17 protein-coding genes and 1 tRNA gene are annotated in these 17,286 nt (G+C 63.7%); 10 read left to right on the top strand and 8 right to left on the bottom strand.

Features of this window, described 5'->3' with window-relative positions; all coding sequences use genetic code 11:
- Positions 1-6 precede the first annotated feature (6 nt).
- Positions 7-777: a CHAP domain-containing protein gene (locus tag EL2594_RS15595; RefSeq protein WP_011413186.1), complete on the bottom strand. Its 771-nt coding sequence runs from the start codon at positions 775-777 to the stop codon at positions 7-9.
- A gap of 118 nt (positions 778-895) precedes the next feature.
- On the opposite strand from EL2594_RS15595, the gene der reads away from it, so the two are divergent.
- Both der and EL2594_RS01070 read left to right on the top strand, forming a co-directional pair.
- Positions 896-2,353: a ribosome biogenesis GTPase Der gene (gene der / locus EL2594_RS01075; protein ID WP_011413185.1), complete on the top strand. Its 1,458-nt coding sequence runs from the start codon at positions 896-898 to the stop codon at positions 2,351-2,353.
- Positions 2,353-2,847 carry a DUF2721 domain-containing protein gene (locus tag EL2594_RS01070; RefSeq protein ID WP_011413184.1) on the top strand — a complete coding sequence of 165 codons (495 nt, stop codon included), beginning with the start codon at positions 2,353-2,355 and terminating at the stop codon, positions 2,845-2,847. The genes der and EL2594_RS01070 overlap by 1 nt, the downstream gene beginning before the upstream one ends.
- A 15-nt stretch (positions 2,848-2,862) precedes the next feature.
- On the opposite strand, the gene bfr is transcribed toward EL2594_RS01070, so the two are convergent.
- The 4 genes from bfr to EL2594_RS01050 form a co-directional block, all read right to left on the bottom strand.
- Positions 2,863-3,366 (bottom strand): bacterioferritin, encoded by a 504-nt coding sequence (bfr, locus tag EL2594_RS01065; protein ID WP_011413183.1) that lies wholly within the window; start codon positions 3,364-3,366, stop codon positions 2,863-2,865.
- Between the two features lie 128 nt (positions 3,367-3,494).
- Positions 3,495-3,683, bottom strand: coding sequence for a (2Fe-2S)-binding protein (locus tag EL2594_RS01060; protein ID WP_011413182.1), 189 nt, complete (start codon positions 3,681-3,683; stop codon positions 3,495-3,497).
- Positions 3,684-3,752: 69 nt separating this feature from the next.
- Positions 3,753-5,048 carry a DUF418 domain-containing protein gene (locus tag EL2594_RS01055; RefSeq protein WP_011413181.1) on the bottom strand — a complete coding sequence of 432 codons (1,296 nt, stop codon included), beginning with the start codon at positions 5,046-5,048 and terminating at the stop codon, positions 3,753-3,755.
- A 57-nt stretch (positions 5,049-5,105) separates the two neighbouring features.
- Positions 5,106-6,311 carry an SPOR domain-containing protein gene (locus tag EL2594_RS01050; protein WP_011413180.1) on the bottom strand — a complete coding sequence of 402 codons (1,206 nt, stop codon included), beginning with the start codon at positions 6,309-6,311 and terminating at the stop codon, positions 5,106-5,108.
- Between the two features lie 249 nt (positions 6,312-6,560).
- On the opposite strand from EL2594_RS01050, the gene EL2594_RS01045 reads away from it, so the two are divergent.
- From EL2594_RS01045 to EL2594_RS01035, 3 genes are read left to right on the top strand one after another with little or no spacing between them, the layout of a single operon-like run.
- Positions 6,561-7,277, top strand: a complete 717-nt coding sequence (locus EL2594_RS01045) for a ParA family protein (protein WP_041684947.1) — start codon at positions 6,561-6,563, stop codon at positions 7,275-7,277.
- 18 nt (positions 7,278-7,295) lie between these two features.
- Positions 7,296-7,853 (top strand): hypothetical protein, encoded by a 558-nt coding sequence (locus EL2594_RS01040; protein ID WP_011413178.1) that lies wholly within the window; start codon positions 7,296-7,298, stop codon positions 7,851-7,853.
- A gap of 26 nt (positions 7,854-7,879) precedes the next feature.
- Entirely contained in the window at positions 7,880-9,277 is a 1,398-nt protein-coding gene (locus EL2594_RS01035) for an SPOR domain-containing protein (RefSeq protein WP_011413177.1), read from the top strand.
- 71 nt (positions 9,278-9,348) lie between these two features.
- On the opposite strand, the gene EL2594_RS01030 is transcribed toward EL2594_RS01035, so the two are convergent.
- The 3 genes from EL2594_RS01030 to EL2594_RS01020 all read right to left on the bottom strand — a co-directional run bounded on the left by EL2594_RS01030 (position 9,349) and on the right by EL2594_RS01020 (position 12,044).
- Positions 9,349-9,696: a PilZ domain-containing protein gene (locus tag EL2594_RS01030; protein ID WP_011413176.1), complete on the bottom strand. Its 348-nt coding sequence runs from the start codon at positions 9,694-9,696 to the stop codon at positions 9,349-9,351.
- 72 nt (positions 9,697-9,768) lie between these two features.
- Positions 9,769-11,004: a dihydroorotase gene (locus tag EL2594_RS01025; RefSeq protein ID WP_041685485.1), complete on the bottom strand. Its 1,236-nt coding sequence runs from the start codon at positions 11,002-11,004 to the stop codon at positions 9,769-9,771.
- Positions 11,001-12,044 carry an aspartate carbamoyltransferase catalytic subunit gene (locus tag EL2594_RS01020; RefSeq protein WP_011413174.1) on the bottom strand — a complete coding sequence of 348 codons (1,044 nt, stop codon included), beginning with the start codon at positions 12,042-12,044 and terminating at the stop codon, positions 11,001-11,003. Before EL2594_RS01020 ends, EL2594_RS01025 begins: the two co-directional genes overlap by 4 nt.
- A gap of 108 nt (positions 12,045-12,152) precedes the next feature.
- Here EL2594_RS01020 and sppA point away from each other — a divergent pair, with 108 nt between their 5' ends.
- The 5 genes from sppA to EL2594_RS00995 all read left to right on the top strand — a co-directional run bounded on the left by sppA (position 12,153) and on the right by EL2594_RS00995 (position 17,282).
- Complete coding sequence (gene sppA / locus EL2594_RS01015) at positions 12,153-14,033, top strand: signal peptide peptidase SppA (protein WP_011413173.1); 1,881 nt, start codon at positions 12,153-12,155, stop codon at positions 14,031-14,033.
- A 90-nt stretch (positions 14,034-14,123) separates the two neighbouring features.
- Positions 14,124-14,198 (top strand) — tRNA-Val (locus tag EL2594_RS01010).
- A gap of 282 nt (positions 14,199-14,480) precedes the next feature.
- A complete protein-coding gene (locus EL2594_RS15715) occupies positions 14,481-14,720 on the top strand; it encodes an AlpA family phage regulatory protein (RefSeq protein WP_011413172.1) in 240 nt (79 codons plus the stop codon).
- Positions 14,721-14,893: 173 nt separating this feature from the next.
- Positions 14,894-16,245 (top strand): IS3 family transposase gene (locus EL2594_RS01000; protein ID WP_153038126.1). Its coding sequence is split into 2 segments (ribosomal slippage): positions 14,894-15,229 and positions 15,232-16,245, totalling 1,350 coding nucleotides; the frame shifts between segments, so codons are not numbered across the junction.
- Between the two features lie 119 nt (positions 16,246-16,364).
- Positions 16,365-17,282, top strand: coding sequence for a LysR family transcriptional regulator (locus EL2594_RS00995; RefSeq protein WP_041684945.1), 918 nt, complete (start codon positions 16,365-16,367; stop codon positions 17,280-17,282).
- Positions 17,283-17,286 lie beyond the last annotated feature (4 nt).

Below are 17,286 nucleotides of genomic sequence, written 5' to 3'. Positions count from 1 at the left end.
CGGCGTTTAGCGCGCCGGATCGTATTTCGACACGATAGCCGCGAACGGGTCGGCAGGTTGCTGAACCGCGGTGCTGCGTTCAGCTATCGGTTTCGCCGCTCGCTGCGGGCGATGCACATGCGCGGCGGTGTGCGCGGGTTGCTTGGCCTTGTGGCGACCGACATCGGCAAATGCGCTCATGAAACCGCGCGATGGCTTCTTCGCGATGGCCACACGCACCGGCGGTTGAGGCGCAATGTCTCGTTCGAAGGGCTCGCGGTTGATCACGGCCTTGCTGTAGATGAAGCCGTGCACCGGCCAGGCGGTTTTGCCGAGACCCTGCAGCGGATGGTACCATACCCGCACCTTGCTCCAGTCGTTGTCGCGCGACACGTCGACCGCCCTGACGTTGCGCTCGATCTGCCCGCGCCGACCGTTGATCGGCGACCAATTGGCATGGTCGAGCAGCACGGTGCGCGAATCGATGATCTTGCTGACGGCGGCGACATGGCCGAGCCGCATTTTCCCGGTTGGCCTGAAGGCCATGACGGCGCCAACTCTGGGCACGTTACCGCGCTCATAGCGACCGGCGGCCTGTTCCCACCACGTATGCGCATCGCCGTAGATGGAGACGCCGCTCACTTCGCGGGCATAGGGCACGCATTGCAGATAGGGCGGCAGTTCCTGGCCGCCGCGCGGGGCGAATTCGGCTGCGCGCGCCTGAGCGGGCGCCTCGGCGGCAAGGCCGATGGCGCTGGCGGCAGCGACGAGTGAGCACAGAGAGAGCGGCAATTTCATTCCGCCGTTATTTGCCGGCAACCTTACGATGGGCCTTGAGAGTGTGGTAAACCGAAATTTACCATACACGACATCTCACTTGCCAAGCGCCCGCGAAGCGACCACCTGCGCCTCCATCATGCCTCACCACCTCAAGCCGACCGTCATCATCATAGGCCGCCCCAATGTCGGCAAGTCGACGCTGTTCAACCGGCTTGTCGGCAAGAAGCTCGCGCTGGTCGACGACCAGCCGGGCGTGACGCGCGACCGCCGCATGGGCGATGCCGAACTGGCGGGCATGGAGTTCACGGTCGTCGATACCGCCGGCTGGGAAGACGACGACAAGGACAGCCTGCCCGGGCGGATGCGCGCGCAGACCGAAGTCAGTCTCGAAGGCGCCGATGCCGCGCTGTTCGTTATCGACGCCCGCGCCGGGATCACCCCGCTCGATGAAGAGATCGCCCGCTGGCTGCGCACGGTCGAGGTGCCGGTGGTGCTCGTCGCCAACAAGGCCGAAGGCAAGGCAGGCGATGCCGGCCTGCTCGAATCCTATGCGCTCGGTCTCGGCGATCCCGCCCCGGTATCCGCCGAGCACGGCGAAGGCATTGCCGACTTGTTCGAAGGTCTGTGGCCCCATATCGGCCATTTCGAGAAGGACGCCGAACGCGCCGCTGCCGAGGCTGCGGAAGTCGGCGAGGGCGATGAGGACGACGAAGATGCGCCGCTCGGCCCGCTCAAGCTCGCCATCGTCGGTCGTCCCAATGCCGGCAAGTCGACGCTGATCAATCGCTTGCTGGGCGAGGACCGCCTTCTCACCGGCCCGGAAGCAGGGATCACGCGCGATTCCATCTCGGTCGACTGGCAATGGACCGACCCAAAGTCCGGCGAGCCTCGCGACATCCGCCTGATCGACACTGCCGGCATGCGCAAGCGCGCCAGGGTGACCGAGAAGCTGGAGAAGCTCTCCGTTGCCGATGCCTTCCGCGCGGTGGACTTTGCCGAAGTCGTTGTCCTGCTGCTCGATGCGACGCAGGGGCTGGAGCATCAGGATCTCAAGATCGCCAGCAAGGTGCTGGAAGAAGGCCGCGCGCTGATGATCGCGATCAACAAGTGGGACATTGCCGAAGACGCTTCCTACCTTTTCAACGGCATCCGCGCCGCGCTCGACGAAGGGCTTAGCCAAGTGCGCGGATTGCCGCTGTTCGCGGTCAGCGCCAAGACCGGCAAGGGTCTCGACGAGATGCTGCGCGCCGCGTTCGAGATCCGCGAAAGCTGGTCCAAGCGCGTGCCGACCGCTGCGCTCAACCGCTGGTTCGACGATGCGCTGGACGCCAATCCCCCCCCTGCACCCGGTGGCCGCCGTATCAAGCTGCGCTACATCACGCAGGCCGGTACCCGCCCGCCGCGATTCGTCGTGTTCGGCACGCGGCTCGAAGCGCTGCCCAAGAGTTACGAGCGCTACCTCGTCAACGGCATCAGGGCGAAGCTCGGCTTCGAAGCGGTCCCGGTGCGGGTCGTGCTCAAGAGCCCCAAGAACCCCTATAATGCCAACCGGGGTGGCGGCGGCAATTACAGTACCGGATCGGATCGCGGCTGATGCTTTGGGACATGCTTGCCGCGACCGGCGGAAACATCGCCAGCGATCTGCTGGAGCGCACGTCCAGCACTTTGCGCGTACAGGAAATCGTTCGTCTGAGCCTCGCCCCGGCCTTCCTGCTTGCAGCGATCGGCGCAGTGATGAACGTCATGATGGCGCGGTTGATCTGGGTCGCAAATCGTATCGAGCGGCTCGAAGAGCGCATGGAAGAGAACCGCGGTTCTTCGGTGCGGCGCGAGCTCGGGCGGCTGAAGCGCAGGCGCAAACTGGCGCAGCGCGCGATGATTTTCAGCACGGCGGCCGCGCTGACCATCTGCGTCGTAATCGCATTGCTCTTCGTCAGCGCTTTCATCACGCCGCAGATCGGCACCGTCACCGCGATCGCCTGGATCGCGACCATGGGCTTCCTGATCGCCGGGCTGATCCTGTTCGCGACAGAGACTATCGTCGCCGCCAGCGGCCAACGCGGCGACGGGCCGGACGAAGGCAGCTAGCGGGGCGCTCTCGGCTCAGGGACGGCCGGCCTGCGTTTCGTGTTCGCCGGCAGGGTGGCTTTGCAGCTGGACATAATTCTGCAGCCCCATCTTCTCGATCATGTCGAACTGGGTTTCTAGGAAATCGACATGCTCTTCCTCGTTCGCGAGGATATCCTCGAACAATTGCTCCGAGGTATAATCGCGCACGCTATTGGCATGCTCGGCAGCATCGCGCAGCAGCGGGATCGCTTCCTCTTCCAAAGCCAAGTCGGCCTTGAGGATTTCCTCGACCGTCTCGCCGACCTTCAATTTATGGATGGCCTGGAAATTGGGCAGCGCATTGAGGAAGAGAATGCGCTCGGCCAGCCGGTCGGCATGGTGCATCTCTTCGATCGATTCCTTGCGCTCGTATTCGGCCAGCTTTGTCACGCCCCAATCGGCCAGCACGCGGTAGTGCAGCCAGTATTGGTTGATCGCGGTCAGCTCGTTGGTGAGCGCCTTGTTGAGATATTCGATGACTTTTGCGTCACCCTTCATGGCCCGACTCCTGTGATGCGAATTGCACCATCACATACGCCGCGCAGGCGCTGTCGGACAAGGGGGAAAGGCCGAAAAACCGCAGAATTCCGCCATTTGCGAGCGATTAGCAGTAGCGGTGAATTGCCTTATGCTGCGACGCGTTTGCAGCTCAGTTCGCGCTCTTCGAACAGGATCTCGTCCGCTTCACACAGACAGTTGCCGCAATTGGGCACCTTGCCGAGTGCTGCATAGGCCTCTTCCGCATCGCCCGAAGTGCGGTGGGCAACCGCGCGCAATTCGGCCTCCCGGATGGCATTGCAGATGCAGACATACATGTCGGCGTGTTCTCCTGCGAGTGATTCGCAAGAGCCAATTTATGCGAACAGTTCTCAATAGCAAGAGGATTAGCGGCGAAGCGGGAAAATTTTTCCGTAAGTCAGGCAGCGCCAAAACCATTCGAGCGGGCCGTAACGAAATTTCTCCAGCCACGGCTTCGACCATGCCAGCATCAGCACCCAGGCAAGCACCATCACGCCATAGAGTTCCGTGCGCCCCAGTTCACCGAACAGGCCGAGCGCCCAGCCGTGGAAAACGAGCAGCATCACGATCGACGTGCCGAGGTAGTTCGTAAACGCCGCACGCCCCGCAAAGCTCAGGCGCTCGCCGAGCCAGCCGGTCGCCTTGGGTCCCCCCAGGGCCAGCAAGGCCGCAAGGCCGAGGATCATGGCGAGACGCGGCAGGTAGCTGAAACCCACCATCGCTGCCTGCGTGCCGTAATAGGTGAAGCCGCCTTCGCGCACCCAGAGCGCGATCCACAGGCTGATCGCTCCGCCGACGATCAATCCGATCCAGCCCCAGCGCTTCATCTTGCCGGGATCGAGCCCGCCGCTGAAAAAACCGAACTGGTAGAGCGCCATGCCGATCAGCATCAGCGGCAGGGTCTCGAACATCCAGAGAAAGATGAAAAAGGCGAGATCACCGGCATGCTCGCCGAACATATGCGCCACAAAATCGCCGTAACGCCCTTCGGAAATCAATTCGGTCTGCAACGCTCCATCGGCCAGCGCTTCCTGCTTGCCCGACTCCAGCTCCGCCGCGAATTCGGCCATCGGCTGGCCCGGCGCGCCGAGATCGGTATCGGCGGCAAGGACCATCATGCTCATCATCCCGCCCCAAAGCAACGCTCCCGTGACATAGCCCATCAGGCCCAGGCGAAGCTGCCACTTGGCACTGACCCGCACCAGCAACAACGCGAGCAGTCCGCAGGCGGCATAGGAGAACAGGATGTCGCCACGCCAGATCAGGAAGTAGTGGATCAGGCCGAAGAGACCGAGCCACGCCAGCCGCCGCGCCTGCAGCCACCGGCTCGCGCCGCGGGCCCATGCCTTTTCCATGAACAGCATCATGCCCGCCCCGAACAGGATCGTGAACAGGCCGCGCATCTTGTTGTCGATCAGCACGAACTGGCCGACCCACATCCAGTCTTCGGCGGCAGAATGCGGGACGGTGAAGGCAGCGGGATACATATAGGCCGCGAAGGGCTGGCCGAAGGCGACAATGTTGGCGGCAAGGATGCCCAGCACCGCGATACCGCGAATGAAATCGAGGCTCGCGAGCCGCTGCCCGTCTTTGGCCGATACCGGCGCGACGCCGTCCGGCGTGGCAGGTCGATCGCTGGCCGGCTCGGTTGTGGTCGCCATAATTGCCCTCCCTGTGCGGGAAGACCTATCACGCAGGGCTGCAAGCCCAAAGGGCGTTTATCGAGTTACGAGACAACTTTGTCCGCTGCGCTTGAGCGCGTTGCAGGCATCCTGCGCGGCGCTGCGGCTGGCGAAGCCGCCGGCCTGCAGTTTGGTCAATCGGCCGGCAGGTACGAGAAGCTTGGCGGTCCCGTCGAGTTCGTTGCGGCCCGACAGGCGCGCCCACAGATTGTCGGCATTGGAGCGGACCGAAAACGCGCCGAGCTGCACCTTCCACGGTCCGTCTGCCGCGCGTGTCTGCGGCGCGGCGACGGGAGCAGGCGGAGGCGCTGTGCGGGCCGTCGGAGCGGCTGCCACGCGAACGGGCTGGTCGACCGCCGGTCGCGGCGTCGCAGTTCGGGCCGGGGCAGCACGAGGCGGCGCTTCGCGGGCGGCGAAGGTGGCCCCTGCATCGGCCGGGCTCTGCGTTCCGGTGACGCGCGTCGCTTCGGCGATCGCTGCCTGGGCCGCTGCAACAGAAGGGGCGACTGGCGTTGGCGCGATCGGCTGGGGAATGCGCGCCGCCGCCGGAGGCAGGCGGGTCGCGTCGGAAGCGCGCGGAGCCGGTCGCGCCGGAACCGCAGCGGCGATCTGAGGTGGCGGCGAGCCGCCGAGATCGGCCGCAGCAAGCTGGCTGGAGCGGCGCACATCGGCATCGCGCTTGATCTGCGCGGCGAGCGGCTGCGCCTGCTGGCGCTGCTCGAGCGGGATGAAATCGTCCATCTGCCGGATCGCCGGGCCGGCCTGCGGCAGTCCGGCGGCATTGGCGAGCGTCAGCAGGGCATAGGCACGCACCCAATCCTTCTCGACCAGGTCGCCGTTGAAATGCGCGATGCCGATCAGATACTGCGCGCGTGGGTCCCCGCGTTCGGCCGCAGCCTTGACGTAGGGCATCGCCTCTTCGCGCCGCCCGCCCTGAAACAGCAGCAGGCCGAGATTGTCGGCCGCTTTCAAATGGCCCTGAGCCGCCGCCTTGGCATAAAAGACTTCCGCCTGCTTCAGGTTTTGCTCGACCCCGCGGCCAAGGCGATAGGCCTGCGCCATGTTGAATTGCGCGTCGGGATCGCCCTTCGTGGCAGGGCCGCGCCATTCCTTTATGGCGCGCGCATAATCGCCCGCCGACCAGGCATCGACCCCGGATTTCACGTCGGCCAGCGCAGCTCCCGCCAATGCGGTTAGCCCCAGCGCCATACTGGCGAACAATGCTTGAATGCGTGCGGTCATATCCAGGCGTACCCTCGCGTGAGCGGAGCGGAAAAGGCCCGTCTCCGGCCATTGCACATAGGGTGGCATAGTAAACAGGGCGTTAGCAAAGATTTTCTAACCCGCTCGGCGGCAGGGCCGATTTGCCGGTCCGTCCGGCCAATTCGTTAAGCGCGTCGTTAACTCAAAATTAGGGGTATCCTGCGATCCCACCGGAAGACGGCCCGCGAAAGGCGTGGGCTGAACGGACAAAACCAGGGGGATCGACCTGTGCGCGTATTGGCACTGGCATCGCAAAAAGGCGGCTCGGGCAAGACGACATTGTCCGGCCATCTCGCCGTTCAGGCACAGCGCGCGGGCGCTGGGCCGGTTGTACTGATCGATATCGACCCGCAGGGCTCGCTCGCCGACTGGTGGAACGAGCGCGAAGCGGAATATCCGGCATTTGCCCAGACCACCGTCGCGCGGCTCGCGAACGACCTGCAGATCCTGCGCCAGCAGGGTTTCAAGCTGGCCGTGATCGATACGCCGCCCGCCATCACCATGGCGATCCAGTCGGTTATCTCGGTCGCCGAACTCATTGTCGTCCCGACCCGCCCCAGCCCGCACGATCTGCGCGCCGTGGGCGCTACGGTCGACCTGTGCGAGCGCGCCGGCAAGCCGCTCGTCTTCGTCGTCAATGCAGCGACGCCCAAGGCCAAGATCACCAGCGAAGCCGCCGTCGCGCTGTCGCAGCATGGCACCGTCGCGCCGATCACGCTGCACCACCGCACCGATTTCGCGGCCTCGATGATCGACGGCCGCACCGTGATGGAAGTCGATCCCGAAAGCCGCAGCGCTGCCGAAGTGACCGCGCTGTGGGGCTATATCGCCGACCGTCTCGAAAAGAATTTCCGCCGCACCGTGTTCGCCGCTCCGGGCTCGGTCTCCCAGGTTGCGGGTGCGCATCGCCCCGCCGGGGGCTTCGGCCGCCGCGTGGCCCAGTAAGCGAGGCGCAAGCAGGTCATGAACGAAGCATCCTTCGCCTCTCTCAATCCGTCCCTGCTCGCCCGCAAGGGTGGTGCCAAGCCGGCCATGCGCCCGCAGCTCGCGCCGCTCAATCCCAACGGCTCCGACGTCGCTGCCAATCTCGAAGATCTCGGCTGGAACGACATGGGTGACGAAAGCGAAGCGGACGGCAGGCAGTCGAATGTCCTCCCGCTGACGCCGGAACCCGCCAACGAGCAATCGCAGGCCGAAGCGCGCCAGGCCGATCGGGCGTCGGACAAAGCGCTCCACACCGCCGAACAACCCGTCATTCGCAAGCAACAGCAGGACCTGGCCGAACGTGTGGCCGAGCCTGCCCCGCCGAAGCGGCCGACGCGGACGCGCCGCTCCGCGCTCGATCGCGGCAAGCGCGCGGCCTTTACGTTGCGGCTCGACGCCGAACGCCATCTCAAGCTGCGCCTTGCCAGCACCGTCAGGGGTGCCAGCGCGCAGGCAATCGTCACCGAAGCGCTCGACAAATTGCTCGACGACATGCCCGAACTTTCTTCAATCGCCGCTCAGGTTCAGCGGCGCTGATACGAACCCAAAGGGGGAAACGAACCATGGCACGCATCAATCGCACCGCCGCACTGGCACTCACCTCGGCCCTCGGGCTGGTAACGCTCGCCGGTTGCAGCGCACAGGGCGCTCCACGCGCCGACGTGTCGGCCAGCAAGGCGCAGACCGCGCTGCAGAAAGGCGACAGCGACCAGGCTGTCGCCAGTGCCGAGGCCGCCGTGCTCGCCGAACCGCGCAACGCGGCCTATCGCGCCGTACTTGGCGCCGCCTATCTCGATGCCGGCCGCTTTGCTTCGGCTGCGACCAGCTTCGACGATGCGATGAAACTGGGCGACACCTCGGCCCGCACCGCGCTCGGCTATGCGCTCGCTTCCATCGGCAAGGGCGACAATGCCCGCGCCATCGCCGTGCTCGACGATTGGCGCGACGATATTCCGGCTGCCGATCTCGGCCTCGCACTGGCGCTCGCCGGTGAAGCCGACCGCGGCGTCCACGTCCTTGGCACGGCCCTGCGCGGTGGCGAGTCGACGCCCAAGCTGCGCCAGAACCTCGCCTACGCCTACGCCTTGCAGGGCAACTGGCGCGCTGCCCGTGTAATGGCAGCAGAAGACGTTTCGCCGACGGAGCTTGATGCCCGCATCAGCAAGTGGGCGCATATGGCAAAACCCGAAGACTACCAGCAGCGCGTTGCAGGACTGCTCGATGTGCCGGTGCGCGCCGATGCCGGCCAACCGGTCCAGCTAGCGCTGGGCAACAATCCGAGCGCCGAACAGCTCGCTGCCGAAGCCGCCGCCATGGACCCGTCGGTCCGCGTGGCAGCCGCCGCACCTGCCGCCGGCGAACTTCCGCCGGTCGAAGGTTTCGTGGCCAGCAGGCAGGCTCCGAGAGAACTGCCGCCGCTCGATGCCGTGCCGGTTGGTGCGCGTCCGGTCGAGCCGGCCCCGCAGGTTGCCGTTGCAGCTCCCGCTGTGCGTGCGCCGGAAAGCTTCGAAGATGCCTTCAAGGCGCCCGCTCCAACGGGTGCCACGGTGGCGCAGGTCGCGGCCAATGCAGTCAAATTCGTTTCCGATCCGGTCGTCCAGAGCGCACCGGCACGCCGGGGCGCCGCGCAACCGACGAACCGCGTCGCAGCCCGTCCGGTCAGCGCCGATGGCTCGCACCTCATCCAACTCGGCAGCTTCCGCTCCGAAAGCGGGGCACGCCGCGCCTGGGGCGTCTATGCCAAGCGGCATCCCGAACTGAGCGATTACCAGATGGTGATCACGCAGGCCAAGGTTCGCGGCAAGACTTACTTCCGGGTTTCGGCCGGCGGCTTCCAGGTCGCGTCCGCCAATAGCATGTGCGGCAAGGTCAAGGCTCGCGGCCAGGGCTGCATTGCCTGGGCCGACGGTCGCCCACTGCCGGGCGCTGTCGATCGCAGCTACCGCCTCGCGCGCCGCTAAGGCGGTCCAGACAGATTACCGAGCTCTAGCGAGCGACTGCCCCTTCCGGTTTCGCGCCGGGAGGGGCATTCTTATTCGTTGTCCCAGCCGAGCAGGTCGGACGAAGGCGTCTCGCTAAGATTGTCGCAGATGTGCTGGTAGACCGAATCGTGCAGCGGCTGCTCGAATTCGATGCCGTTGACGTGATTGTTCCACCAGCGCACGGTGGCAGGGATCGGCCCGACCGGTCCGAGCCGCAGCGTCAGCGCCTTGCCCGGCTGCATCGTCCCGAACTTGTCGTAGAACCGGCACCCGGTCTTCGAAAGATCGGTCACCCATACATCGCGCGGCACGCCCGACCCGGTACGATACCGGCCCTGGATGCCTACGGTTTTCCGGCGCTCAGCACGTTTGCCGATCATGTCGTCGTCTTCGTCCACAGTGGAGATCCCTGTGTTGCCGTGTAGCGATCCCGTATACCAAGCGCCTTAACCTATGTTGGGCGCTGTTGCCTAATTTGCGATTACCTGCACACCGCCCTTGACCACAGCAATGGCGCGACCCTGCACAGGCTGCCCGTCGAAGGGCGTATTGCCTGCACTTGCCGTCATCCTGGCGGTCGAGACAACCCAGGGTTTATCCGTATCCACCAGCAAGATGTCCGCTTCGCGACCCGCTTCGAGTGTGCCAGCTTCGACACCCAATAGGCGCGCCGGATTGGCCGACAGAAGCTCGAATGCGCGTTCCAGTGAAAGTACGTTGTCACGCACCAGGGAAAGGGTCATCGCCAGCAGCGTCTCGGCGCCGGCCATGCCGGGCTCCGCATCGCTGAACGGCAGGCGCTTGTCTTCGGGTCCGCGCGGATCGTGTCCGCTCGAAATGACGTCGATCGTGCCGTCGCCGATCGCTTCGACCACCGCGAGCCGGTCGCTGTCTTCGCGCAGAGGTGGCGAGAGCCGCGCGAAGGTCCGGAAATCGCCGGTCGCGAGATCGGATAGCATGAAATGCGCCGGCGTGACCCCGGCCGTTACCGCCACGCCTCTCGCCTTGGCCGCGCGCACCAGATCGAGCGCTGCCCTCGTCGTGACCTGCCGGAAATGCAGCCGCGCCCCGCTCATCTCGGCGAGCGCGATGTCTCGTGCAACCGCCAGCGCTTCGGCCTCGACAGGCGCGCTCGGCAATCCGAGGCGCGTCGCCATCTCGCCGGCCGTCGCCACAGCTTCCCCGGCGATCCCGCCGTCCTCGGCATGGCTGACCACGACGAGATCGAGCATCGCGGCATAGCGCAGCACGCGGAGCATCACTCCGCTGTCGGCAATCCAGCGTCGCCCTGTCGCAATACCGCGGGCACCGGCTTCGCGCATCAAGGCGAATTCCGCCAGATCTTCACCGCTGAGTTCCTGCGTAGCCGCCGCGAGCGGGTGCACCCACAAATCCGGCTTGCCGCTTTTGGCGATGTAGTTGACCCGGCTCGGCAGGTCGAGCGGCGGCGACTGGTCGGGCATCAGCGCCGCGCGGGTGATTCCGCCGAAATGGAAGGCCGGCTTGTCGATGGCGAAGACGCCGAGATCGACGATACCAGGAGCGACGATGCGTCCTCTCGCATCGAGCGTGTCGACGTCTCCCTGTGCCTCTGAGGCGTCGACGGCGGCGATGCGGCCATCGATGCAAACTATCGGCTGCTCGCGGACCCCGTCGGGGGTGACGACCTTGCCGTTCGTAATCAGAAGGGGGCGCTGCTGCTTCATGCCCATTGCCCCTTGCCGAGGTCGCCCTGCCAGCCGGGCAGCCCGCGCCCCTTGCGCGTCAAGATGTCCAGGCAAGCCATGCGTACGGCGACGCCCATCTCGACCTGACGCGTAATGATCGAGCGATCGAGCATGTCGGCGACATCGCTGTCGATCTCGACCCCGCGATTCATCGGCCCGGGGTGCATGACCAGCGCATCGGGGGCACAGCGCTGCAAACGGTGCTGCGTGAGCCCGTACAAATGGTGATACTCGCGCGCCGAGGGGATAAATTGCCCGCTCATGCGTTCGGTCTGCAAACGCAACATCATCGCGACATCGCAGCCCTTGAGCGCGGCATCGAAATCGTGGAACGGCTCCGCCCCCATCCGCTCGATCCCGACCGGCATCAGCGCCGGCGGCGCGCAGACCCGCACGCTCGCCCCCATCGCCTGAAGGCACAGGATGTTGGAGCGCGCGACGCGGCTGTGCAGGATATCGCCGCAGATGGTGATCGTGAGGCCGGTAAAATCCTCCGACCCCTCGCCCCGCGCTTCCAGTGCATGCCGCAACGCCAGCGCATCGAGCAGCGCCTGCGTCGGATGTTCGTGCTGGCCGTCGCCGGCATTGAGCACGGGGCAATCGACCTTGCTCGCAATCAGGTCCACCGCCCCGCTGGAGCCGTGCCGGATGACGATAGCGTCGGCGCGCATGGCATTGAGCGTGATCGCGGTATCGATCAGCGTCTCGCCTTTCTTCACCGAAGACTGCGCCGCATGCATGTTGACGACATCCGCCCCCAGCCGCTTCCCCGCAATCTCGAAGCTAAGCAGCGTGCGCGTGCTGTTTTCGAAGAAGGCGTTGATGATCGTAAGGCCGGCCAGCAAATCGCAGTGTTTTTCGCTCTGCCTGTTGAAATCGACCCACTGCTCAGCCTCGTCGAGCAGGTAGAGGATCTCATGCCGTTCGAGCTGGGCGATACCGGTCAGGCTGCCGTGCGGAAACGCGTGCCCGCCCGCAGGATAGCGGCCGGATTGCGTGGGTGTGCCGTCGCTTGTCATTAAAGCGCAGCCTTTAGTCGAGCCATGTTGAGCGCTCAAGCGGTTTCGGCTGGCGATGCGCGGTTTGGCTGCCTATGTGTCAGCCAGGCAATACAAGGGTTTTGACGCATGGCGTTCGCAAAAGGTGTCTGGAAACTGCTGGTCGGGATCAAGGACGGTCTCAGCCTGCTGTTTCTGCTGCTCTTCTTCATGGCGCTCTATGCCGTCCTCACCGCGCGCCCGAGCCCGGCACAGGTCCGCGAAGGCGCGCTGTTGCTCGAGCTCGACGGCGTCGTGGTCGAGGAAAAGAGCGTGATCGACCCGCTCGAACTCTTTCTCAGCGGAACGGCTCCGATCGGCGAATACGACGCGCAGGACCTTGTCCATGCTATCGACGCCGCAACGGGCGACGACCGGATCAAGGCCATCGTGCTCGACCTGACGGGCTTTCTCGGCGGCGGACATGTGCATTTGCAGGACATCGGCGAAGCCCTGCAACGTGCGCGCGACGCGGAAAAGCCGGTTCTCACTTACGGTATCGGCTACGGCGACGACGCGATGATGCTGGCGGCGCATGCCAGCGAAGTCTGGCTGGACCCGCTCGGCGGTGCAATCATCGCCGGACCCGGTGGCAACCGCCTCTATTTCGGCCAGTTTCTCGAAGACCTGAATATCAACGCCCGCATCTACAAGGTGGGCACCTACAAGTCCGCCGTCGAACCCTTCGACCGCAGCGACATGTCACCCGAAGCCCGCGAAAACGCGCAGGCCCTGTACGGCGCGCTGTGGGAAGAATGGCAGGCCAAGGTCAAGAAAGCGCGCCCTGCCATTGATCTCGACACCGTGACCGGGTCCCCTGCCGAATGGGTCGCAGCGAGCCAGGGCGATCTGGCGCAGGCGGCGCTTGCGGCAGGCCTCGTCGATACGCTGGGCAGCCGCGTCGAATTCGGCGAGCGGGTGGCGGAAATCGCCGGCGAGGACGATTGGGAAGAACGCCCGGGCGCCTTCGCTCACACCGCTTATGACGCGTGGCTTTCCGACAATGCGCGCGACACATCCGGCAGCGCCATCGGCGTTGTCACCGTCGCCGGAGAAATCGTCGATGGCGAGGCTGGCCCGGGCACCGCTGGCGGCGACCGCATCGCCGAATTGCTCGACGCTGCCCTGTCCGACGATCTCGCCGGGCTGATCGTCCGCGTCGATTCGCCGGGCGGCTCGGTCCTTGCGAGCGAAGCGATCCGCGATGCGGTACTGCGGCACAAGGCGAAGGGCATCCCCATCGCCGTTTCGATGGCCAATGTCGCCGCCAGTGGCGGCTATTGGGTCTCGACCCCGGCCGACCGCATCTTTGCCGAACCGGAGACCATCACTGGATCGATCGGCATTTTCGCCGTCATCCCGACGTTCGAAAACCTGGCCGCGGAATACGGCGTCAACGCCGACGGCGTGGCGACCACGTCCCTTTCCGGACAGCCGGATCTGATCGCGGGCTTCACGCCGGAAGTCGATGCGATCCTGCAGAGCTCGATCGAAGACGGCTATCGCGACTTCCTCACCCGCGTGTCGGAAGCCCGCAAACTCCCAATGGAGCGTGTGGACGCCATCGGCCAGGGCCGCGTATGGGATGGCGGCACTGCGCGCCAGATCGGCCTGGTCGACCAGTATGGCGGGCTCGAAGAAGCGCTCGATTGGGTCGCCGCCCAGGCCGAACTGGAAGAGGGCGACTGGCACGTCCGCTTCCTCGGCAACGAGCAGCAGCCGTTCGACAACCTGCTTCGCACCATGCTGCTCACCGACAGCGAAAGCGCGCCAGCCGGCGACATATTCGGCATGGTTGCGACTCGCCAGCAGGCGTTGCTGGGGCAGGTCCGTACCGATCTCGAGCGGCTGCTCGGCACCAGGGGGATGCAGGCCTATTGCCTTGCCTGCCCCGTCACGCCTCGCGCCCGGGCCGAGGCCGCCGCCGACGATGGGTGGTTCGCGCAAATGGCGGCATTTTTCGCCCGCTAGGTGCTTGTCAGGGCCCGCGCCATTCCGTAAAGGCGCGCCCCTGCCCGGCAGTCAGCGAGTAACAGTCTGCTGACGTGCCGCACATGGGGCGGGCGCGTAGCTCAGTGGTAGAGCACACCCTTCACACGGGTGGGGTCACAGGTTCAATCCCTGTCGCGCCCACCATGATTTCAGGTACTTAGCTGACATCATGGATTGTGTATGAAAAAAGTATGAAAAAGATTCGTGGTCACTGCGTGCGGTGCTGAAGCAGTTTGCTGGCGAAAAATGTCGGATCAGTGGTCTGCCCAGGGCCCGACGCACAGACACCTGAGCCGCCTCATTCGCAAACGCTTCATTCCTATGCCGTTTGTTCTTTTTCTGTTCTTTTTGCTTTCCTACACCCGAGAGCGTTTGGTATCCCGCAATCAATCCTGGGGAGGATCGCTATGATACCAGGAAGACAGGATGTCAGACCCGAAGCGCGAGAGTGCCGAATTATCCGGCACGGTTAATCGAGAAGCCAGATTTCAGGAGCGGCTTGTTCGGCTACCCGAAGTTATGGCCCGCGTCGGAATGCGACGATCAGCGATCTATCAGCGGATGCGGGACGGGTCATTCCCCCGCTCTCGATCGCTGGGTTCGAAATGTACTGTCTGGATCGAGTCAGAAATTGACGACTGGATCAAGTCGGTCGAGGCGACTTGAAAATTCCACGGTTCGGTGAAACCATGGAGCAGGTCGGCTTCGAAAAACTTGAGCTAAAGGCAGGCAGAAGAGGCATCACATCCGGACTTGTTCCCCGTCAGCGCCTATGGCACAGATTTGAGGTTGTAAGTTAAGGAGGATTTGGGCTTCGTCGTAGTGACGAAGGAACGAAGATGAAGCCCAAATCCTCAAAATCCAAAATGCCTGCCGAGCAGGTCGTAAAGGACATTCGGCGCAAGACTCGCCGACACTTCTCCGCCGACGACAAGATCCGGATCGTTCTGGAGGGTCTGCGCGGCGATGCTTCCATTGCCGAACTGTGCCGCCGTGAGAGCATTGCCCAGTGCCTGTATTACACCTGGTCCAAGGAGTTCATGGAGGCCGGCAAGCGCAGGCTTGCTGGCGATACGGCCCGTTCTGCGACCACTGACGAGGTGAAGGATCTTCGCCGTGAGGCCCGCGATCTGAAGGAATGCGTAGCGGACCTCACCCTGGAGAATCGGTTGCTCAAAAAAAGCATGATCGCGGATGGGGGAGACGAAGAATGAGATATCCCGCATCCGAGAAGCTGGGGATTATCCGGATCGTCGAGCAGTCGCACCTGCCAGCCACGCGCACGCTGGACCAGCTCGGCGTGGCAAGGCGCACTTTCCACCGCTGGTATGACCGCTTCCTTGAAGGCGGACCGGAGGCACTGGCAGACCGGCCATCTGCGCCAAGCCGGGTGTGGAACAGGATCGCGCCCGAGGTCCAGGATGAGATCGTCGAGATGGCGCTGGAACAGACCGATCTGTCTCCGCGCGAACTGGCGGTGCGCTTCACCGACGAGAAGCGCTACTTCGTATCGGAAGCCACGGTTTACCTTCTGCTCAAGGCACATGATCTGATCACCAGCCCGGCCTACACGGTCATCAAGGCGGCAGAGGTGTTCCATACGAAGACCACCCGCCCGAACGAGATGTGGCAGACGGACTTTACCTACTTCAAGATCATCGGGTGGGGTTGGATGTATCTATCGACGGTGCTCGACGATTACTCACGCTACATCATCGCCTGGCGGCTGTGTTCGACCATGTGCGCCAGCGACGTCACTGAAACGCTCGATATGGCGCTGAAAGCCTCAGGCTGTGATCATGCCAATGTCTTGCATAGGCCGCGTCTGCTCAGCGACAATGGCCCCAACTACATCGCCGGGGAACTGGCGGATTATCTCGACGGCAAACAAATGGACCATGTGCGCGGTGCGCCCTTCCATCCGCAGACACAGGGCAAGATCGAGCGCTGGTACCAGACATTGAAGAACCGCGTCCTGCTGGAAAACTACTGCCTGCCCGGCGATCTCGAACAGCAAATCGAGGCGTTCGTCGAGCACTACAATCACCAGCGCTACCACGAGAGCCTCGACAATGTGACACCTGCCGACGCCTACTTCGGCAGGGCACCCGAGATCATCAAACGACGAGAAAGGATCAAACGACAGACACTCGAATATCGGCGCTTGCAACACCGCAAGCTCGCCGCTTAAACATCAATCCAAGACGAGGCCCACACTCCGCAAGCACACGCCGCGAGTTGTGCCAAATGTTCTGACGACGGACACCTCCCTGTAGCGTAGGGAGTCGAGAACCCATAGAAGGCTCATCTGTGCTTGATTCCCGTCTCAAATATGCGGTCGCAGTTGCTCGAATAGGTTCCTTCACAGGAGCGGCCAATGCCGTGGGCGTGACACAGTCAGCTGTGACTAAGAGCGTCGCCGATCTGGAGCAACAACTCGGAATTGCTCTCTTCAATCGAACGTCGCGCGGCATCTTGGTGACGCCTGAGGGTCGCGACTTCATCGATCGCGCGGCGCGCTTGCTCGCGGATGCAGACGATTTGTTCAGAGAACGCAATCGTGGTGCTGATCCCTACGCTGGGCTCCTCAGAATTGGCCTTTTTCCAGGTTCAATGGACTGGCTAATCAACGACGCCGCAATCGGGTTGCTCAAACGCCACGAGGGAGTTCGTCTCGAGATCGTATCGGGAAATAGTGAGCGCGCAGTGCAATTGCTGTCGCGCGGAGACATCGACGTCGCCTTCGGGCTCGAGGCTGCGCTTGCCGGTTGGCCTCAGTTCAAATGCGAGCGGATTGCAGCGGTTGATATCATGCCTTTCGTTCGCAAAGACCATCCGATCCTTTCCGAAACTGCAATCGATAAGCAGATGTTGGCGCGATGCGACTTCGTCGTCCCTTCGTCGTCCGAGCCGTATACACCTATCATTCGACAGATATACGAAGTGAACGATCAGCGCCCGGAAGATCGCATCCATATGACGGATTATTTTCCGCTCGTTCGCAGGATCGTGGCCGCTACCGATTCCGTCGGATTGGTGGCTAGCGCATTCACCTCTGCCCGATGGTTTCGCGACGAATTTGTCACGCTGCCACATACTGGTCTGCTGGAACCGCTGGTGCTAGCGTACGCCGCACGTGCTCGCTGGCCGGTCAAGCCCGCCGCTAGGGATCTCATCGCCCGAGTGCGACAGAATTGGTCATCAGAGTCTAATGCTCAGAAACAGTAGGCTG

Source organism: Erythrobacter litoralis HTCC2594 (assembly GCF_000013005.1).
GTDB lineage: Bacteria > Pseudomonadota > Alphaproteobacteria > Sphingomonadales > Sphingomonadaceae > Parerythrobacter > Parerythrobacter litoralis_A.
The sequence above is the reverse complement of the archived record's forward strand: the minus strand, read 5'-3'. Positions and strand labels throughout refer to the sequence as shown.